At 57.7% G+C, this 18,278-nt stretch carries 19 protein-coding genes; 16 read left to right on the top strand and 3 right to left on the bottom strand.

Annotated features, from left to right (window positions below; translation table 11 throughout):
• The first annotated feature begins 173 nt into the window (after positions 1-173).
• The 3 genes from GOV38_RS18155 (at position 174) to GOV38_RS18145 (ending at position 4,715) form a co-directional block, all read left to right on the top strand.
• Positions 174-2,039, top strand: a complete 1,866-nt coding sequence (locus GOV38_RS18155; RefSeq protein WP_171103158.1) for a PAS-domain containing protein — start codon at positions 174-176, stop codon at positions 2,037-2,039.
• On the top strand, positions 2,039-2,740 hold the full coding sequence (locus GOV38_RS18150) for a response regulator transcription factor (RefSeq protein WP_171103077.1): 702 nt from the start codon (positions 2,039-2,041) through the stop codon (positions 2,738-2,740). Before GOV38_RS18155 ends, GOV38_RS18150 begins: the two co-directional genes overlap by 1 nt.
• A 181-nt stretch (positions 2,741-2,921) precedes the next feature.
• Positions 2,922-4,715 (top strand): ABC transporter ATP-binding protein, encoded by a 1,794-nt coding sequence (locus tag GOV38_RS18145; RefSeq protein WP_171132794.1) that lies wholly within the window; start codon positions 2,922-2,924, stop codon positions 4,713-4,715.
• A gap of 6 nt (positions 4,716-4,721) precedes the next feature.
• On the opposite strand, the gene GOV38_RS18140 is transcribed toward GOV38_RS18145, so the two are convergent.
• The gene (locus GOV38_RS18140) at positions 4,722-4,898 is read right to left on the bottom strand and encodes a hypothetical protein (RefSeq protein ID WP_254430463.1); all 177 of its coding nucleotides are present in this window, start codon (positions 4,896-4,898) and stop codon (positions 4,722-4,724) included.
• A gap of 45 nt (positions 4,899-4,943) precedes the next feature.
• Here GOV38_RS18140 and GOV38_RS18135 point away from each other — a divergent pair, with 45 nt between their 5' ends.
• Positions 4,944-5,354, top strand: coding sequence for a dockerin type I domain-containing protein (locus tag GOV38_RS18135; RefSeq protein ID WP_171208105.1), 411 nt, complete (start codon positions 4,944-4,946; stop codon positions 5,352-5,354).
• A 2-nt stretch (positions 5,355-5,356) separates the two neighbouring features.
• On the opposite strand, the gene GOV38_RS18130 is transcribed toward GOV38_RS18135, so the two are convergent.
• Together GOV38_RS18130 and GOV38_RS18125 are read right to left on the bottom strand one after the other, a co-directional pair.
• Complete coding sequence (locus tag GOV38_RS18130) at positions 5,357-6,667, bottom strand: HlyD family type I secretion periplasmic adaptor subunit (RefSeq protein WP_171208104.1); 1,311 nt, start codon at positions 6,665-6,667, stop codon at positions 5,357-5,359.
• Positions 6,667-8,406, bottom strand: a complete 1,740-nt coding sequence (locus GOV38_RS18125) for a type I secretion system permease/ATPase (protein ID WP_371731820.1) — start codon at positions 8,404-8,406, stop codon at positions 6,667-6,669. The genes GOV38_RS18130 and GOV38_RS18125 overlap by 1 nt, the downstream gene beginning before the upstream one ends.
• A gap of 564 nt (positions 8,407-8,970) precedes the next feature.
• On the opposite strand from GOV38_RS18125, the gene GOV38_RS18120 reads away from it, so the two are divergent.
• From GOV38_RS18120 to GOV38_RS18065, 12 genes are all read left to right on the top strand, one after another.
• Positions 8,971-9,744, top strand: coding sequence for an urease accessory protein UreD (locus GOV38_RS18120; protein WP_171208369.1), 774 nt, complete (start codon positions 8,971-8,973; stop codon positions 9,742-9,744).
• Position 9,745: 1 nt separating this feature from the next.
• Complete coding sequence (locus tag GOV38_RS18115; RefSeq protein ID WP_171103089.1) at positions 9,746-10,048, top strand: urease subunit gamma; 303 nt, start codon at positions 9,746-9,748, stop codon at positions 10,046-10,048.
• A 23-nt stretch (positions 10,049-10,071) separates the two neighbouring features.
• Positions 10,072-10,233, top strand: coding sequence for a hypothetical protein (locus GOV38_RS18110; protein ID WP_171208103.1), 162 nt, complete (start codon positions 10,072-10,074; stop codon positions 10,231-10,233).
• Positions 10,230-10,535, top strand: coding sequence for an urease subunit beta (locus GOV38_RS18105; protein ID WP_171208102.1), 306 nt, complete (start codon positions 10,230-10,232; stop codon positions 10,533-10,535). Before GOV38_RS18110 ends, GOV38_RS18105 begins: the two co-directional genes overlap by 4 nt.
• Positions 10,535-12,295 (top strand): urease subunit alpha, encoded by a 1,761-nt coding sequence (gene ureC / locus GOV38_RS18100; protein ID WP_171208101.1) that lies wholly within the window; start codon positions 10,535-10,537, stop codon positions 12,293-12,295. Before GOV38_RS18105 ends, ureC begins: the two co-directional genes overlap by 1 nt.
• 130 nt (positions 12,296-12,425) lie before the next feature.
• A complete protein-coding gene (locus GOV38_RS18095; protein WP_171103096.1) occupies positions 12,426-12,650 on the top strand; it encodes a hypothetical protein in 225 nt (74 codons plus the stop codon).
• A 28-nt stretch (positions 12,651-12,678) separates the two neighbouring features.
• Positions 12,679-13,131, top strand: coding sequence for an urease accessory protein UreE (locus GOV38_RS18090; RefSeq protein WP_171103098.1), 453 nt, complete (start codon positions 12,679-12,681; stop codon positions 13,129-13,131).
• Complete coding sequence (locus tag GOV38_RS18085; RefSeq protein ID WP_254430462.1) at positions 13,097-13,768, top strand: urease accessory protein UreF; 672 nt, start codon at positions 13,097-13,099, stop codon at positions 13,766-13,768. Before GOV38_RS18090 ends, GOV38_RS18085 begins: the two co-directional genes overlap by 35 nt.
• On the top strand, positions 13,765-14,403 hold the full coding sequence (gene ureG / locus GOV38_RS18080; protein ID WP_171208100.1) for an urease accessory protein UreG: 639 nt from the start codon (positions 13,765-13,767) through the stop codon (positions 14,401-14,403). The genes GOV38_RS18085 and ureG overlap by 4 nt, the downstream gene beginning before the upstream one ends.
• A 253-nt stretch (positions 14,404-14,656) precedes the next feature.
• Positions 14,657-16,072: a uracil-xanthine permease family protein gene (locus tag GOV38_RS18075; RefSeq protein WP_171208099.1), complete on the top strand. Its 1,416-nt coding sequence runs from the start codon at positions 14,657-14,659 to the stop codon at positions 16,070-16,072.
• A gap of 347 nt (positions 16,073-16,419) precedes the next feature.
• The gene (locus tag GOV38_RS18070) at positions 16,420-17,265 is read left to right on the top strand and encodes a peptidyl-prolyl cis-trans isomerase (RefSeq protein WP_171208098.1); all 846 of its coding nucleotides are present in this window, start codon (positions 16,420-16,422) and stop codon (positions 17,263-17,265) included.
• Positions 17,262-18,272, top strand: a complete 1,011-nt coding sequence (locus GOV38_RS18065; RefSeq protein ID WP_254430461.1) for a HupE/UreJ family protein — start codon at positions 17,262-17,264, stop codon at positions 18,270-18,272. Before GOV38_RS18070 ends, GOV38_RS18065 begins: the two co-directional genes overlap by 4 nt.
• Positions 18,273-18,278 lie beyond the last annotated feature (6 nt).

Genomic DNA, 18,278 nt, shown 5'->3' with positions numbered 1-18,278 from the left:
ATCTGAGGGAAAACCCCCTTGAACTGCAACGGCTTTGTCCGGGTTGCCCTGAATTCAAGCCCGGGTTGGGGCACTGGTGTGACAGGTGTGCCCCTACACCTGTCGCAAAACTGGTGTTAGGCATAAACCAAGAGGGGGGTGCCGTGCGGATATCCGAACAACGCGTCAAAGCCATGACAAGCGCGGGTCTGAACCTGATTGGGCAGGCCCTGTCAATCTATGACAGCAAGCTGCGATTGGTTCTGTGCAACCTGCGGTTTCAGGAAATGTTCGATCTGCCGGACGATCTGGTCCAACCCGGTGCGCTGTTTCGCGATACGATCCACTATCTGGCGACGCGTGGCGAATACGGGAACGACCAGAACGTCGAAGAGCTTGTGACGCACCGGGTGCAGCAAGCGCTTGCCTTCGAGCCGCATTACATGGAACGGACGCGCCGCAACGGTCAGGTGATTTCCATCGAGGGCGCACCGCTGCCCACGGGGGGTTGGGTGGCGGTCTATACCGATATCACCCGCACCAAACAGGCCGAAGATCTCTTGCGCGCCAGATCCGAAGTGCTCTCGGGCCAATTGTTGACCCGTGCCGAAGAGCTTTCGGCCAGCAACCGCAAACTGGCTGCCACCAACAAAGCGTTGGAAGAAGCCAAGCGGCAATTGACCGAGATCGAAGCGCGCACACGCATGACGACCGAGATGATGCCAGCCCATATCGCGCATCTGGATGCCGAAGGCCGCTATGACTATTCCAACCGGCGGCTTAGCTCGGTCATGCCCGGGCGGCCTTCGGACATTGTCGGGCTGCATATCTCACAGGCTTTGGGCACGGACGCCTACCAACGCGTCTTGCCGCATCTGCAACAGGCCTATGAAGGGGAAACCTCGGTTTTCGAGTTCACCGAAGCGCAGAACTCACGCCGTTTGCGGGTATCGTTCAGCCCGGATGGAGAGGGTGGCGTCTATATCATGTCGGTAGATATTACCGAAGAAACCCAGGCCCGCGTTGCCTTGCAGCAGACCCGCCGCCGAGCATTGGCAGCACAGATGACCAGCGGCATGGCACATGACTTTTCCAACCTGCTCACCATCATTCTGGGGATGCAATCCAAGCTGGCCAAGATGGGGCTTCCGGACGAGGCTGGTCAACTGGTCGCCGCCACGCAGGCCACAGCCCGCCGTGGTGGCCAGCTGCTGAACCGGATCGCGGATATGACCGGCAACCGCACCCCGGATCCCAAAGCCACCGATATGGGTGCGCTGCTAGAGGACCTGCGCGTGCTCGCCTCACCTTCGCTGCCGCGCGGGGTGGGGTTGTCGGTGGTCAACACCTTGCCCGACCGGCCATTGATGCTGGATCCCGGCATGGTGCAGGATGCGCTGTTGAACCTGGTGCTGAACGCCAAAGATGCTTGTGGACCTTCGGGTCAGATCACCGTCAGCGCCCATGCGGTGGGGGACATCTGGGCCGAGATCACCGTTTCCGATACCGGCCCCGGGTTTTCCGCAGATGCGTTAGATCAGGCACTGAACCCGTTCTTTACCACCAAAGGCAGTGATGGATCAGGATTGGGGCTGCCTATGGTCTATGACACGGTCAAACTGGCGGGCGGTGATCTGCATTTGCGCAACACGCCTTCCGGCGCGTCGGTTGTCATCCGCTTGCCCTATCGTCCAGCCATGCCCGCAACCTCTGGTCTGGTGCTACTGGTCGAAGACCAAGACGAGCTACGCCACCAGTTTCGCGATATGCTGGTTGAGATCGGTTGCTCGGTGATCGAGGCGACCACGGTCGAAGAGGCGATGGCCCTGACCACTGATATCGAAGACATCTCGTTGATCCTGTCGGATATCAGGCTGGAAGGGGCGGGCACCGGGCTTGATCTTGTCGAACAGCTGGGGGGGCGTTTGCCTTGCATTCTGATGACATCGCTGCCTTATTCCGACCCGCTCCACCAGCGTGCGCTTGCAATGGCGCCCGTTCTGCAGAAACCTTTTGCGGCTGAGCAATTGTCAGCGCTGATCCGAACCGAGGGCCATTGATGACGCAACCGCTGGTAACGATTCTGGATGATGAGCCCGAGATAAGGCGCATTCTGACCGAGGCCCTGGAAGAGGCTGGGTTCCGCACCCAAAGCTTTTCCCGGGCGCGCGAGTTCGAAGCCTCGCTGAAACGTGTGACGCCGGATGTTTGCCTTGTCGATCTGTCCTTGCCTGATACCGATGGGCTTGCGCTGGTACATCGGTTGGCGCTGGAACAGGGGGCCGCGGTCATCATCATTTCCGGCCGCGCGCAGGTTCAGGACCGCGTCACCGGGCTGGAGCTGGGGGCGGATGACTATATAACCAAACCATTTGACCCCACCGAAGTGGTTGCCCGTATCCGAGCACGCCTGCGTTCGGCTCGACCGGCGGTGCAAAACTCGGACATCGCCACTTTTAACGGTTGGAGTGCATATTTCGACCGATATGTCCTGATTGATGCGCAAGGCATCGAGACTCCGTTCAGCCATGCCGAAGGCGAAGTTCTGCGTTTGTTTCTGGAAAGCCCCAAACGCTTGATCAGCCGCGCCAGAATGCAGGAAATGCTGGGTGGCGGTGCTGGCGACAGCTTTGATCGGGCGATGGATGTCAGGATCTCGCGCTTGCGCACGAAATTGGGCGAAGATCCAAAAAATCCGCGCCTTATCAAAACGATATACGGTGCGGGTTATATTTTCCTGGGCGATGTCAGTTGGCAATGAAGCGAATTCGTGCTCAGGAATGTGTTGCTTGCGCAACGTATCAAAATCTAAGCACTGGAATATTGCGTGTCACCAGCATAACTAGACGCAACCGTTCACTTGGCGAACGGATGTCGAAGGCAAGACGGTCGGTATTCCGGCCACCACTCAACCGGCTGAGTGGAAAATACTGGAGATCTGAATGATCACGAAGGCCTGGACGAAATGGCGGGCGACACCTCTGGGGCGTATCGTGGGCGACAGCTTGCGTTCTCAGGGATGGCTCTATGGTATTGCCATTATCGCGATGATCGTGGTTGCCGTTACCACGGCCGGAACCGCGTGGATGATGGAAAACATCATCAATGTGATGACAACCCCGGAAATGCGATCACAGGTCTTGTTCATAGCCGGCGGTGTCGTGCTGTTGTTCTTGACCAAGGCCGTCGCAAGTTACGTCCAGGCAGTTTTCCTGGCGCGTGCTGGCAACCGGATTGTCGCGGTTCAGCAAGAGATCCTCTACGATAAGCTATTGCAGAGGGGCCTCGATTTCTTTTCGAACACTGAATCCTCGAACTTGTTGATGCGGGTCACTCAAGGGGCGCAGGGCGCAAGACGCTTGGTCGATGTCATCGTCACAAGTTTTGTGCGCGATGCGTTTACCCTGGTCGGGCTTGTCTTTGTGATGGTCTACCAGCAGCCTGTTCTTTCGGTGATGTTTTTCGTCTTGGGCCCGGTTGCGATGTTTGCCGTTCGTAAGCTGCTGCGTGGCGTGCGTTCCATCATGCAAGGCGAACTAAAAGCGATGTCCGAGATTATCCGAGTGTTGCAGGAAACCTCGGGTGGCATTCGGGTCATCAAGGTATTCGCGCTTGAAAGCCATATGGCCGAGCGTATGGACGGCGCGATCAGAGCTGTTGAAAAGCGGGCCAACGACATCGCAAGACTGCAATCCATTGCCAGCCCGCTTATGGAGTTTCTGGCTGGTGTCGCGGTTGCTGGTGTCTTGATCGTCTCGACCATGGGTTTGGCTGGAAGCGAACCGCCAACCGCCGGGCAGTTGATGTCGTTCATTACCGCGCTTTTGATGGCCTATGAACCTGCCAAACGCCTTTCCAGGATGCGCGTGGTTATCGAAACCGCGATGGTACCTGTTCGTATGATGCTTCAGTTGCTTGATGAAGAAGACACCATGCAAGAAAGCGTCAATCCGGTCGAATTGCGCTCTGGCCCTGGCAAGATCCGTTTTAACAAAGTGTCGTTTGGCTATAGCGGGTCGATGAAGATCATCGAAGATATGGATTTGACATTTGAGCCGGGCAAGACAACAGCTTTGGTCGGTCAGTCTGGCGGAGGCAAATCAACCGTATTTGGTTTGATCATGCGTTTTTACGACCCAGACTCGGGTACTGTGGAAATCGATGGCCAGAACTTGCAGGATGTCAGCTTTGCCTCGCTCAGACGCAAGATCTCTTATGTGGGCCAAGACACGTTCCTGTTCTCGACCACTATTATGGAAAACCTGCGTTATGCGTCGCCGGATGCGACAGATGAAGAAATCATCGAGGCCGCCCGTGCCGCTCATGCGCATGATTTCATAACTGGTCTCAAAGACGGTTATGACACCGAAGTTGGCGAGAACGGAGCCTTCCTCTCTGGTGGTCAAAAACAACGATTGGCAATCGCGCGAGCGATTTTGCGCAAGGCAGAAATACTGTTGTTGGACGAAGCCACCAGCGCATTGGATGCCGAGTCAGAGGCCTTGGTGAAAGAGGCGTTGGACCGCTTGACCAAGGATGTCACAACCATCGTCATTGCGCACCGTCTTTCAACGGTGCTGCAAGCGGATACCATCATGGTCCTTCAGGATGGTGAGGTCATCGAGCGCGGAACTCTGGACCAGTTGATCGAACAAAACGGAGCGTTCCGTCGGTTGTTTGACCAACAATTCAAAAACCCGCAGAAGAAAAAAGAAACCGCTGAAAACATGCCTTAAGTGAGGTCATTGCTCGCGCAGCGCACGGTCATTTACCTTCAGGACGGGCTGTATCAAGTAATCCAGAACGGTTTTGCGCCCTGAAAGTATATCAACCTCGGCAACCATGCCGGGGATGATTTCTACCGTTACACCACCTCCATCCAGCATCGTGTTCTCGGTGCGGATTTCAACGACAAACACTTCTTCATCGCTGCGTTCCGAGCGGGTTAAGCTGATGATCAGGGCGTGTTTGACCTGGATCTGCCGGATGGCACCTATACGGGGCATCTGGATGCCGAGAAATACTATTCGACCGCTGGGGGCGAGATCACAGCGCTGGACGCGTTGCAGGTGCTGCGCATCTCGGTCGGTCTGGACCCGACCTGGGGTCCGGCCACGCCTGAGGCGCTGATCGCGTCCGACATCACTCAGGACGGTGCGATCAACGCACTGGATGCGCTGTCGATCCTTCAAGTGGCGGTGGGTCAGACCCCGGCCCATGACGCCAAATGGGTCTTTTTGGACGCCAATACCGACGTGTCGGGCATCACCCCGACGAACGTAGATTACGACACCGGTGTTCAGGTGACCGTGATCGACAATGTCGTCACCGCTGACATGACTTCGATCTTACTGGGCAATGTCGAGGCGATCTGAGCCTATTCCCGGAACGCCCGGTTGAAATAGTCTGCCATGGGTTTGACCAGATAAGACAGAGGGGTGCGTTCATCTGTTTTGATCAGTGTTTCCACGGGCATCCCAGGCAGCAAAACCTGGCCATTCAGGCGATCGGTCTGACCCTCGTTGGGAATAATCTCAGCACGGTAAAAGCTGAAACCCGTCTGCTCATCGGTGAAGGCGTCGGCTGAGACGTTGAAAACCTGCCCCTCGATCTCGGGCGTTTCGCGCTGATTGAACGCAGGAAAGCGCAGGGCAACGGGCTGACCCCGGTGTACCTGGTCCACATGCAACGAATCCACCCGGGCTGCGACCAACAAGGGGGCGTCTTGTGGAACCACATACATCATCGGTTCGGCGGGTTGGATCACCGATTGGAGGGCAAAGACCTGGCTGTCATAGACCGTACCCGTCGCCGGTGAGCGTATGTCGAGCCTGGACAGGCGTTCAGAAAGCGACAATCGCCGTTCGGACAGTTCCGCAATGCTTGCTTCTGCGTCGCGCAGCTGCGTGATCGCCTCTTCTCGGCGGGTGGCCGACAGTTCGACGATCTGGATTTCAGTGGTCGCGATCTGGCCGCGCAAACGCGCGATTGTGGCCTCAAGGCTGCCGATTTCCCCGTCCATCGACACTTCTTCGCGCTGCAAGGCCGAAACGCGGCTGGCCTGGGTCAGGCCGCGGCCCAGAAGGCTCTGTTGATCTTCCAGTTCCTCGCGGATCAGGGCGATCTGACGCTGCAGCGACTGCAATTGCGCCTCGGTCCCGCCGATTTCACTGAGGATCTGTTTCTTTTGCTCGCCCAACTGCTCGGTCTGTTGTGCCAGAGTCGCCAGACGGGCTGTGAACAGGCGTTCCTGACCCGCCAGCAGCTCGGGGTCGATATCCTCTTGCGCGGTTAGCGCAGCGAAACGTTCAGCCAGCACATCGGCGCTCAGCTCATCGCGCTCGGTTTCAAGGCGAATCTTGCGGGCCAGCAATTCGAACAACTGCGATTCGACGATCTTCATTTCCGAGATCAGGAACGTGTCATCCAACCGCAACAGCATATCGCCGCGCTCGACCTGGTCTCCGTCGCGGACGAATATCTCGCCGACAACGCCGCCATCGGGATGCTCTACCACAAGACGGTTGCTTTGTACTTCGACCACACCTTGTGAGATGATAGCGCCAGCCAGCCGGGTCTTGATGCTCCAGACCCCCAATCCTCCGACCAGTATGGCCAAAGCGACAAAGCCGACAGTCGCGGGGAAGGTGATGTTCCAGGCCGGGCGGTTGTTAGCGTGTTTTGCCATTACCTACCCACCTTGGAAAAGTTGCGCTTGATGGCCCCCGCGTTTTGAACGATCGCGCCCAAAACCTCGTCACGGCTGCCGGACTTGACGATTTGGCCGCGCTCGACCACTGCCAGATCATCACATTCCGAGATCGCCTGCGGCCGGTGCGTCATGACAATAGCGGATTTGCCATCGGCCTTGAGCTCGCGGATTGCGGCGTTCAGCGCTTCGGTTCCATCCGCGTCGAGGGCCGAGTTCGGTTCATCCAGGATCAGCAGCACAGGGTTGCCGTAAAGCGCCCGAGCCAAAGCGATGCGTTGTTTTTGACCCCCGGAAAGCTGGCTGTCATTGCCCTCAAGAAACGTGTCGTAACCTTTTTCCAGCGACAAGATCAGCTCATGCGCATTGGCCTTTTTGGCTGCCGCTACCACAGCATCAGGGTTGGGGTTTTGGGACATGCGGGCGATGTTTTCGGCAACAGAGCCGTTGAACAGCGTCACCTGTTGCGGAAGGTAACCGATATGCTGGCCCAGATCATCGGGGTCATATTGATCCAGCGTCGCGCCACCAAGTCGGATTTCGCCGACCGCAGGCTGCCACAGGCCCAGCAAGGCTTTGGCCAATGTTGTTTTGCCTGATCCGCTTTTGCCGATTACGCCCAACGCCTTGCCTGGGCCCAGTGTCAGAGACGCACCGCGCAGTGTCGGCGAGGTTGCGCCCGGCGGGATGACAGTGATGCCCTTGGCCACCAGTTCAGCCGGTGGTGTGGGGAGTTTTGTGCGTGGTGCTTCGGGCGGGGTATTGTCCAGAAACCGGTTAAGCGAATACCAGCCCGCGCGCGCCCGTTCGATTGTGCCCCATTGCCCGATTGACTGTTCGATCGGCGCCAACGCTCGACCCAACAAGATGGAACCCGCAATCATTGCACCCGCCGTGAGTTCATTGCGCAAAACCAGCCAGGCGCCAAGGGCCAGCATGGCCGATTGCAGAAACAGACGCAGAGATTTTGTCAATGAGGTAAAGCTGCCCGTCCAGTCGCTGGCTTTGATCGTTTGCGCCAGCGCATCAGTACGTTGTTGCAACCAGCGGCGGGTCACGTCCTCTTGCATCCCTTGCGAGCGGACGACCTCAGCCGCTTGGCGGGCCTGCTCGGAAAACGCGTTGGCCTTGGCGGATGCGATCTGTGCACCTGCAACACGGCGACGTGTCAGCGCCTGGTTCACAATCGCGATCACGACCAAAAGCGTCCCGCCTGCAACCGCGAGCCAGCCAAGCAGCGGATGGAACAGGAAGATCGCAGCCAGAAAGACGGGCGTCCAAGGTATATCCATGACTGCCAGCAGGATGGGCGAAGAACACAGGTTCTGAATGGTTTCCAGATCCCGCAGGGCCGTTGCCGGGGCAGCGCGCATCTTGGGATGCAGCGCATGTTGCATCGTGGCGTCAAAGACGCGTTCATCCAGCTGTGACTGGAACCGCGCACCAAATCGCGCCACAATCCGCCCACGCGCATAGTCCAGCAACGCCATGAGGCCGTAAAGCAGTGCAACGAGCAAGAACAAAGCCGTCAACGTCTCAACTGCACGAGAGCCCAACACCCGGTCATAGACCTGCAGCATGAACAAAGGGCCCGTCAGCATCAACAGGTTGACGAATACGCTGAACAAAAAGGCAATGGCCAGAAACGTGATGCCCTGATTGCGTACTTTTTCCAGTTCATGCCGAGCGGGGGCAGAAGGAGGAGAAATCGAATTCACTATGCTCGCCTTTGGCTGTTCTGTTTTTGAGGGCGACTGCTCGCGCCGCGCATCCTAATGTTTCGCAACACTGGTGAAAACGGAAGAATTGTAAATTGGCGAAAAACCCCACCCGCACCTGATGCCTTGCCGTAGTAGATTTAAATTATTGCGAATTTCCAAATACGCAAAGTTAAACTTTACATATCCGGGCCTATTTTCCTTTGCGTAAAGAAAAAGTCTGGCCAAGGTGAATAATACCTTTGTTCTGATTTTGATTCCCGACACGGGCTCAGAGCCTTTTGCCAAATCATGAGCTGTTGTCAGGGCCGCCGCGTACGCCTTGTGAAGGCGTTGTTGGTTGGAGGCGCAGTCAGATTACTTTTTCATCACGGGTATGAATAATCGCCCAAGAAATAGGCAGAAAGAACCCTGTCGGCATTGCCAGGCCGCGCCGCAATAGAGATTCCCGGGCAAAGTGGCGACAACACTTTCGGTATCAAGGATCCGAAGGTGGACGGCATCACCCAACATTTTCCCATAGCTCCTGCACAGAAGCTTCGGCAGCCGCGGGCTGAGGGGCAGGTGGTCTTGCGGACGAAACCTTTGGGCAATCGCAGCGTGATTGACCGGTTTCGGCAGTCAGGCTCGTTCAAGTGTCTGTTTCCAAGGCAGAATGCCGTACATCTGGATGCGGTTTTACTCAACACAGCCGGGGGCGTCACAGGCGGAGATCAGTTTCGGTTCGCAGGTGAGGTCGCGGCGGGCACCACTCTGACCCTGACCACCCAAGCCTGCGAGCGCGCTTACCGCGCGCAGCCCGAGCAGACAGGCAAGATCCGCAACAGAGTGCAGGTAGAGGCAGGGGCACGGCTCAACTGGTTGCCGCAAGAGACGATCCTGTTCGATGGCTGCGCTTTGGACCGCCGGTTGGAGATTGATCTGGCCCTCGGTGCGTCGGCGCTGATGGTCGAGCCTTTCGTCTTTGGTCGCCCCGCGATGGGCGAGCGGCTGACCGATGTGCGCTTGAGAGACCGGATCGAGATCCGGCGCGACCAAAAACCCGCGTTTCTGGATGCCATGGCGTTTGACGGCAACCTGCACGACCATCTGGCGCGGCCCGCGATTGCCGATGGGGCAGGGGCCATGGCGCTGGTTGTGTTTGCTGCTGATACCGCGGCGGCTCATCTGACAACGATCCGCGATCTGCTGCCCGAAACCGCAGGGGTCAGCCTGATCCGCGATGATCTGCTGACCGTTCGACTGCTGGCCGAAAACAGCTTTGCGCTGCGCCGCTCTTTGCTGCCGATCCTGCGGCAGCTGAACTCTGACACACTCCCTCGATGCTGGACGATCTGATATGAACCTGACACCGCGTGAAAAAGACAAACTGCTGGTCGCCATGGCCGCCGAGGTTGCACGCAAACGACTGGCGCGCGGCGTCAAACTGAACCACCCTGAGGCGATTGCCCTGATTACCGATGCGGTGGTCGAAGGCGCGCGTGACGGGCGCTCGGTGGCCGACATGATGCAGGCGGGGGCCGAGGTCATCACCCGCGACCAATGCATGGAAGGCGTGGCCGAGATGATCCACGAGGTACAGGTCGAAGCCACCTTTCCTGACGGCACCAAGCTTGTGACCGTCCACAATCCCATTCGATAACCCAAATGAACGGAGCCCAAAAAATGACGCGCATGTTGTTTCCCGCACTGATCCTTGCCGGCCCTGCCGCAGCACATACTGATACGCATATCCATGCGCATGGCACCGACTATGCTGCATTGGGCGTCGGGTTGGCCCTTGTCGCAGCGGCTGCTGTGATCGTGATGATCAGACAGAACAAATGATCCCCGGAGAGCTCTTCCCGGCCGAAGGTGGGATCACCCTCAACCCCGGCGCCGAGGTGACCACCCTGATGGTGGCCAATACGGGTGACCGCCCGGTTCAGGTCGGATCCCACTATCATTTTGCCGAGACCAACCCGGCACTAGAGTTTGACCGCGCAGCGGCCCACGGCCTGCGCCTCGACATCGCGCCGGGCACAGCGGTGCGGTTCGAGCCCGGACAAAGCCGCGAGGTCTCGCTGATCCCCATCGGCGGCGCACGGCACGTGTATGGATTCAATCAAAAGGTCATGGGGGCGCTTTAATGCCAGCAACTATAAACCGCTCTGACTATGCCGCTATGTTCGGCCCCACCATCGGTGACAAGCTGCGCTTGGCCGATACCGATCTGATCATCGAGGTCGAGCATGATCTGACCGCCGAACGCGCCGGAGCTGATGCGACAGGCGGTAGCGGAACGAACGCTCTGCACTATGGCGAAGAGGTCAAGTTCGGGGGTGGCAAGGTGATCCGCGACGGGATGGGGCAATCTCAGGTCACCCGCGCGGACGGAGCGGTGGATACGGTGATCACCAATGCTCTGATCGTGGATCACTCAGGGATTTACAAGGCTGACGTGGGTTTGAAAGACGGGCGCATCGCCAAGATCGGCAAGGCTGGAAACCCTGACACGCAGCCGGGTGTGGACATCATTGTTGGTCCGGGCACCGAGGCCATTGCGGGCGAAGGGCGCATCCTGACCGCTGGCGGGTTTGACAGCCATATCCACTTTATCTGCCCGCAACAGATCGAAGACGCGCTACATTCGGGGCTGACCACCATGCTGGGTGGCGGCACGGGCCCGGCCCATGGTACGCTGGCCACCACCTGCACGCCCGGCCCATGGCATATTGGACGGATGATGCAAGCGGCGGACGCCTTTCCGATGAACCTGGCCTTCGCGGGCAAGGGCAACGCCTCGCTGCCTGCCGCGTTGGAGGAACAGATCAAAGCAGGCGCTTGCGCGCTGAAACTGCACGAGGATTGGGGCACCACGCCTGCTGCCATCGATTGCTGCCTGACGGTGGCGGATGCGATGGACGTGCAGGTGATGATCCACACCGATACGCTGAACGAATCCGGTTTCGTGGAAAACACCGTGGGGGCGATGAAAGGCCGGACGATCCATGCTTTCCACACCGAAGGCGCGGGGGGCGGTCATGCCCCCGATATCATCAAGATCTGCGGCGAAAACAACGTTCTGCCCTCATCCACCAACCCGACGCGGCCCTTCACGGTGAACACGGTCGAGGAGCATCTGGACATGCTCATGGTCTGCCACCACCTCGACAAATCCATCCCCGAGGACGTGGCTTTTGCCGAAAGCCGCATCCGGCGCGAAACCATCGCAGCCGAGGATATTCTGCACGACATGGGCGCGTTTTCGATCATTGCGTCGGACAGTCAGGCCATGGGCCGGGTCGGAGAGGTTCTGATCCGCACCTGGCAGACCGCAGACAAGATGAAGAAACAGCGGGGCCGTTTGGCCGAGGAAACAGGCGAAAACGACAACCTGCGTGTCCGCCGCTATATCGCCAAATACACCATCAACCCGGCCATCGCCCATGGTCTGAGCCATGAGATCGGCAGCATCGAAGAAGGCAAACGCGCTGATCTGGTCCTGTGGAACCCGGCGTTTTTCGGGGTGAAACCGGAAATGGTTTTGCTGGGTGGCACCATCGCCTGTGCGCAGATGGGTGACCCCAACGCCTCGATCCCGACGCCGCAACCGGTCTATAGCCGCCCGATGTTTGGTGCCTACGGGCGCTCGGTCGAACACTCGGCGGTGACCTTCGTGTCCGAGGCCGCTCAGGCCGATGGAATTGCTGGCCAGCTGGGTCTGGCAAAGCAGACGGTCGCAGTCCAGAACACCCGCAGCATTGGCAAGCGCGATCTTAAACTCAACGATGCAACCCCGGTGATCGAGGTCAATCCTGAAACCTATGAGGTACGCGCCGATGGTGAGCTGCTGACCTGTCAGCCCGCCGAAGTTCTACCCATGGCGCAACGCTACTTTTTATTCTGACCAAAATTTGTGCTGCATTGCAGCATGTGCAATCCGGCCATGACAATTAACCCTCTACTCATCGAGGTCGAAATGAAAAAAACTCAACGCCAGGGGAGGACCAACTTAACCCATGATTCTGGGGGTCCTGATGGCAGATACAACACTCAACACCCGCTCCGGCATTTCTCTTTCCGGACTGTTCCGCACCGTCGGCGAAAGCCTGTTTGCCGGTCTTTGCGCGATGGGCGAAGCGCGGTCGCGCAGCCGGCAGCTGAATTTCTACGCCTCGCTCAGCGACGAAGAGCTGAAAGAGCGTGGCCTGACACGCGATGGGATCGTGCAGCACGTCTTTGCCGGGTCCATCTGGCGCTAAGCAAAACCATTGCAGATGGGGGGCGCTCATGAACGCCCTCTTCTGCACCGCGCGTAAATATGCAAACCATACCCATGGCGATCCCGCTGATAACCTGTCGCTGACCTACGAGGACAGGTTTCTGCGTCGCAAGGTGCTGACCTGCGAAAGCGGTGAACAGATCCTGATCGATCTGGCGCAAACCACCTCGTTGGACCACGGCGGTGCCCTGATCCTTGACGATGGGCGGGAAGTCGAAATCCTTGCGGCGCCCGAGGCTTTGCTGGAGGTCACCGCGCCGGATCTGACCCGCATCGCTTGGCATATCGGCAATCGCCACACCCCATGTCAGATCGAACCGGGTCGCTTGCTGATCCAGATCGACCATGTCATCCGCGACATGCTGTTGAAGATCGGCGCAACAGTGCGCGAAGTGCACGAACCCTTCACGCCCGAAGGCGGTGCCTATGGCCACGGCAGGACCCATGGCCATTCCCACTGACGCCGATATCCTGACACTGACCCAATGGTTCTCGCCTGCCTATCCGGTGGGTGGATTTGCCTATTCGCACGGGCTTGAGGCCGCGATCGAGGCAGGTCGGATCAATACTGCGACTGACACCCAGGCCTGGATCGCGGATGTGCTGGAGTTCGGCTCCGGCTGGAATGATGCGGTGTTTCTGGTGGCGGGGTATAAGGCCGATGATCCTGAACAACTGGCGGCCACCGATGCGGCGGCGCGGGCTTTTTGTGCCTCCTCCGAGCGGTTGAAAGAAACCGATCTTCTGGGTCAGGCCTTTGGTGAGATTACTTCGGATGTCTGGGGCGCGGATCTGAGCGGGCTAAGCTATCCGGTTGCCGTAGGGCGCGCGGCGCGGCTACAGGCCCTGCCGTTACCTCTTACAACCCAGATGTTCCTGCAAGCGTTCCTGTCGAACCTTGTCGCCTGTGCGACACGGTTGGTGCCCTTGGGTCAGACAGATGCGCAAAGGATTATCCGAGACCTGACACCGCTTTGTTCGCGTATCGCCCAAGCGGCGCAACAGGCCGGGTTGGAAGATCTGGCATCGACCGGGTTTTTGTCCGATATTGCGTCGATGCAGCATGAAACCCAATATTCAAGGATCTTCCGCACATGAGCACGATGAACGGCCCCCTGCGCGTTGGTATCGGTGGCCCGGTGGGCGCAGGCAAAACAACACTGACCGCAGCCCTGTCCGAGGCATTGCGCGACCGCTGTTCGCTGGGCGTGATCACCAATGACATCTACACGCAGGAAGATGCCGAAGCCCTGATGCGGCTGCAAATCCTGCCGCAAGATCGGATCATCGGGGTCGAGACGGGCGGCTGCCCTCATACGGCGATCCGCGAAGATGCCTCGATCAATCTGGCCGCCGTTGCCGAGATGCGCACGCGTCATCCCGATCTTGATCTGGTGCTGATCGAAAGCGGCGGAGACAATCTGTCGGCCACCTTCAGCCCGGAGCTGGCGGATGTGACGCTTTACGTGATCGACGTTGCTGCAGGCGAAGAAATCCCGCGCAAGGGTGGTCCGGCAATCACCAAATCGGACGTGCTGATCATCAATAAGACCGATCTTGCGCCCTATGTCGGCGCTTCACTTGAGGTGATGGAGCGCGACGCAACCCGCATGCGAAACGGACGCCCCTTTGTGTTTACATCACTGCGTCAGCGAAAAGGCGTCGACGCGATTGTCGATCACCTGGTCCAGATCGGCGGGTTGAAACTGGCATCACCTGAAATGTCCCAGTGATTTCAATCTCATTCTGATTGCAGCCATCGGCGCAAACGATCATTGGCTTTGTAGCCCGCATCGTTATCAAGTGACCCCTGCCGCTGGTGCCCCGACGGGCTTTCTAAAGAACGCCAAATCTTGAGCATCTGACGTGTCCCTCGCTGTGGAATGCGGCAGGTTCGGATGATTTTGCTGTCGCGCTGCCACAGGCTTGTGCGCGCGCCGTTTAGATCTCAGTATGATATCAAAAGAGAAAACACGGGACACTGATATGAACATGGACTCGATCGGCTCGGCCGAGCAACTTCGCGACCCGAACTATACACCGCCATTGGTCAAGGCAGTTCCTCTGGGAATACAACATGTCCTCGCGATGTTCGTGTCGAATGTCACACCTGCGATTATTGTTGCCGGGGCCGCAGGTTTTGGGTTCGGGTCGAACTCACCGGATTTTCCGGAACTGCTCTACATGATTCAGATGTCCATGTTGTTCGCGGGCATCGCAACGCTTTTCCAATCGATCGGAGTTGGGCCCGTTGGTGCGCGCTTGCCCATCGTGCAAGGCACTAGCTTTGCCTTTATTCCCATCATGATCCCGCTTGTTGCGGGCAAAGGCGTGGATGGTCTTGCGGCGCTGTTTGGTGGGGTCCTGATTGGTGGACTTTTTCATGCAGCGCTTGGCACCGTTATTGGCAAGATCCGGTTTGCTTTGCCCCCTTTGGTCACTGGGCTTGTGGTCACGATGATCGGTTTGGCCTTGGTTAAGGTGGGCATCCAATATGCGGCGGGTGGCGTGCCCGCGATCGGCACTCAGGACTATGGAAGCCTGCACAATTGGGCTGCCGCATTGGTCGTGATTTTTGTCACGCTCGGGCTAAAGTTCTACACCCACGGGATGCTATCGGTTTCTGCGGTCCTGATCGGCATTCTTGCGGGCTATGTCTTTGCCCTGGCAACAGGAATGCTGTCATTTGGCGCGATCTCCGGTTCGTGGAACAACGCAGCCGCATTCGCGCTGCCTCAACCTTTCAAATACGGGTTCGAGTTCTCAGCAGCCGCCATCATCGGGTTTTGTCTGATGGCATTTGTCTCGGCGGTCGAAACCGTCGGTGATGTGTCCGGGATTACGCGCGGTGGGGCCGGGCGGGAAGCCACCGAACAGGAAATCACCGGTGCAACCTATGCAGATGGGGTCGGTAGCGCCATTGCGGGTATCTTTGGGGGTATGCCCAACACATCCTTCAGCCAGAACGTTGGACTTATTGCGATGACCGGAGTGATGAGCCGTCATGTTGTGACGATTGGGGCGCTGTTTCTGATCCTCTGCGGTTTGGTCCCCAAGGTCGGTGCGGTGATCCGAACTGTTCCGATCGAGGTATTGGGCGGTGGTGTCATCGTCATGTTCGGAATGGTGGTCGCCGCCGGTGTGTCGATGCTGTCGGATGTCGATTGGAACAAGCGCAACATGGTGATCTTTGCCATCGCTCTTTCGGTTGGCTTGGGATTGCAGTTGGAACCCGGGGCGGTACAGCATCTGCCGGACACCCCGCGTATTCTGGTGACATCCGGATTGCTGCCTGCCGCGCTTATCGCCATTGTCTTGAACCTGATCCTGCCAAACCCCTTGGGTCCCGAAGCTACCGAAGAGATTTCCGGTGGGATGGCGCACACTGACACCAATACCTGACCACTGTCGGGTATTCGCCACCTCAGGGCCGGGTCGGGCAGACCTTATGTCTCTCGGCCCGCCGCAAACACAGATCGGTGCGAGGTGCCTCTTTTTGCCCCAGGTCAAAGGCGTTCATACTGGATTTACCAGTGATCCAAGACCTCGGCCGCTTGGCCTAAAGCCTCATCGTGGGTCAGCGGTGGCGGGCCAGCAAGGCAATCGGTTGTGTCCCATGAACACAACTTTTTCGACAACTCTATTTTGGTAATAGGCAGGGTTCGCATAGATGTTAAGTTGACTGTCCCAAAGGGCAGGCCGCGAAACTGGATAGATATTGCATGAGTGTTCCCTTGCAAAAAAGTACGATGCGACGCGTTTTAACCGAACCCTTTTTTCAATTTGCGGTTCTTGGTGTTCTGATTTTCTTTTGGTTCAATCTTGTTCAAACGGACGAGTGGACCGTAGATCCCGAGTCGCGTGTGATTGTGCTGGATCAGCGCCAGCTCGACTTGCTTGCGCTTCAATTCGAAGAAACTTGGCGTCGTCCTCCGAGCGAAGAGGAATTGTACAACCTCAAAGAAGATTGGCTAAACCGCGAAATTCTTTACCGCGAGGCACTGGCGCTGGGGTTGGATGGCAATGACGAGATCATCCGCAATCGGCTGGTGCAGAAGATGAATTTCTTGCTGGTCTCAGAGGCGCGGGCATTGCGGCCCACGGATGAAGCTCTCACAACGTATCTTTCTGAGAATTCCGAACGCTTTACGATCCCGGTTCAAGTCGCTGCCAGCCTCGTCCATTTGGGCCAAAACCCCAGCGAGGATTATGTTGAGCAAATCCTGGACGAGTTGAAGAGCGGAGCTGATCACAGTCAGCTTGGTCAAGCGTCCCTTCTTCCGTCTGATTTTGGTCTGAGTGTCAGAACAGCGATCGACGGAAGTTTCGGAAACGGCTTTTTCGATCAGCTGGACACGCTGCCTCTTGAGCAATGGAGTGGCCCGGTTCGATCATCCTTCGGGTACCATTTGGTGAGATTGGGCGCGCGTTCCGAAGCGGTACTGCCCTCATTGGATGATGTGCGTGCCAAAGTTCTGGCCGAATGGCAAGCCGGTCAGGCCGAGCTTGCCACGCAAACATACCTCGACACCCTAAGATCAGCATATACGATACGGGAACCTCAAGCCGTCGACTCGCACTCGGATGACCAATGAGACACCTTCTGGTACTCATAACGATGCTATCGGCGCTTTTGTTCCCGGTGACGGGAAATGCGCACGCATTGGAGCCCGGCTATCTCGAGATATCGCAAGAGACCGAGGCAGATTGGTACGTTTTCTGGCGCAAGCCCGATGTCCGAGGCGCACCGATGGACATTCACGTCAAGCTTCCGGGAAACTGTCAATCACCGACCCTCGACGCGCCGGTTTTTGACGGACGCGCCTGGACTCAGGCATGGCGGATAACCTGCGCCGAGGATCTGCGGGGCAATACCATTCTGATCGACGGCCTCGACGAGCAAAGAACAGATGTTTTGTTCAGGGTCGGATATCTTGGCGCCCAGACGACAGCCACGTTTCGTCTGACCCCGGACGCACCTGCCGTAACGCTGCCCGCGCAACAGGGCTTGCTGCAGACGCTGTGGCAATATGGAGTGTTAGGGTTCGAACATATTCTGGAGGGTTGGGATCACCTCCTGTTTGTATTTGCTCTGCTTGTGCTGATCCGAAACCTGCGCCAATTGATCTGGGCCGTGACAGCCTTCACCCTCGCTCATTCGATCACACTGGGCCTTGCGACCTTTGGTGTGTTGAACGTACCCGGTCCTCCGGTTGAGGCGGTCATTGCGCTTTCGATTGTCTTTCTGGCAACCGAGGTGCTGCGTTCGAACAATAGGCAGAAGACGCTCACCAGCCGATTCCCCTGGGTGATATCTTTTGGTTTTGGTCTACTGCACGGATTGGGGTTTGCCGGCGCGCTGAACGAGATCGGCTTGCCAGAGCAAGATATCCCGGCCGCTCTGTTGGCCTTCAATCTCGGTGTCGAGGCGGGACAACTTACCTTTATTTTTGCCGTTTTGAGTGTGTTTTTGACGTTGCAGAAGATCGTCCAGACGATTTGGGGCTGGTCGCTGGTGCAAGGCACATGGCGACGGTTTCTTGGCTACCCAATCGGATGCATCGCCACATTTTGGCTGGCCGAACGCCTAGCTGGATTTTGAGCTCTG

Origin of the sequence: Ruegeria sp. HKCCA5839 (assembly GCF_013035585.1) — a bacterium.
Classification (GTDB): domain Bacteria; phylum Pseudomonadota; class Alphaproteobacteria; order Rhodobacterales; family Rhodobacteraceae; genus Ruegeria.
Note: the sequence above shows the minus strand (reverse complement) of the source record. Positions and strands in the feature narration are given on the sequence as shown.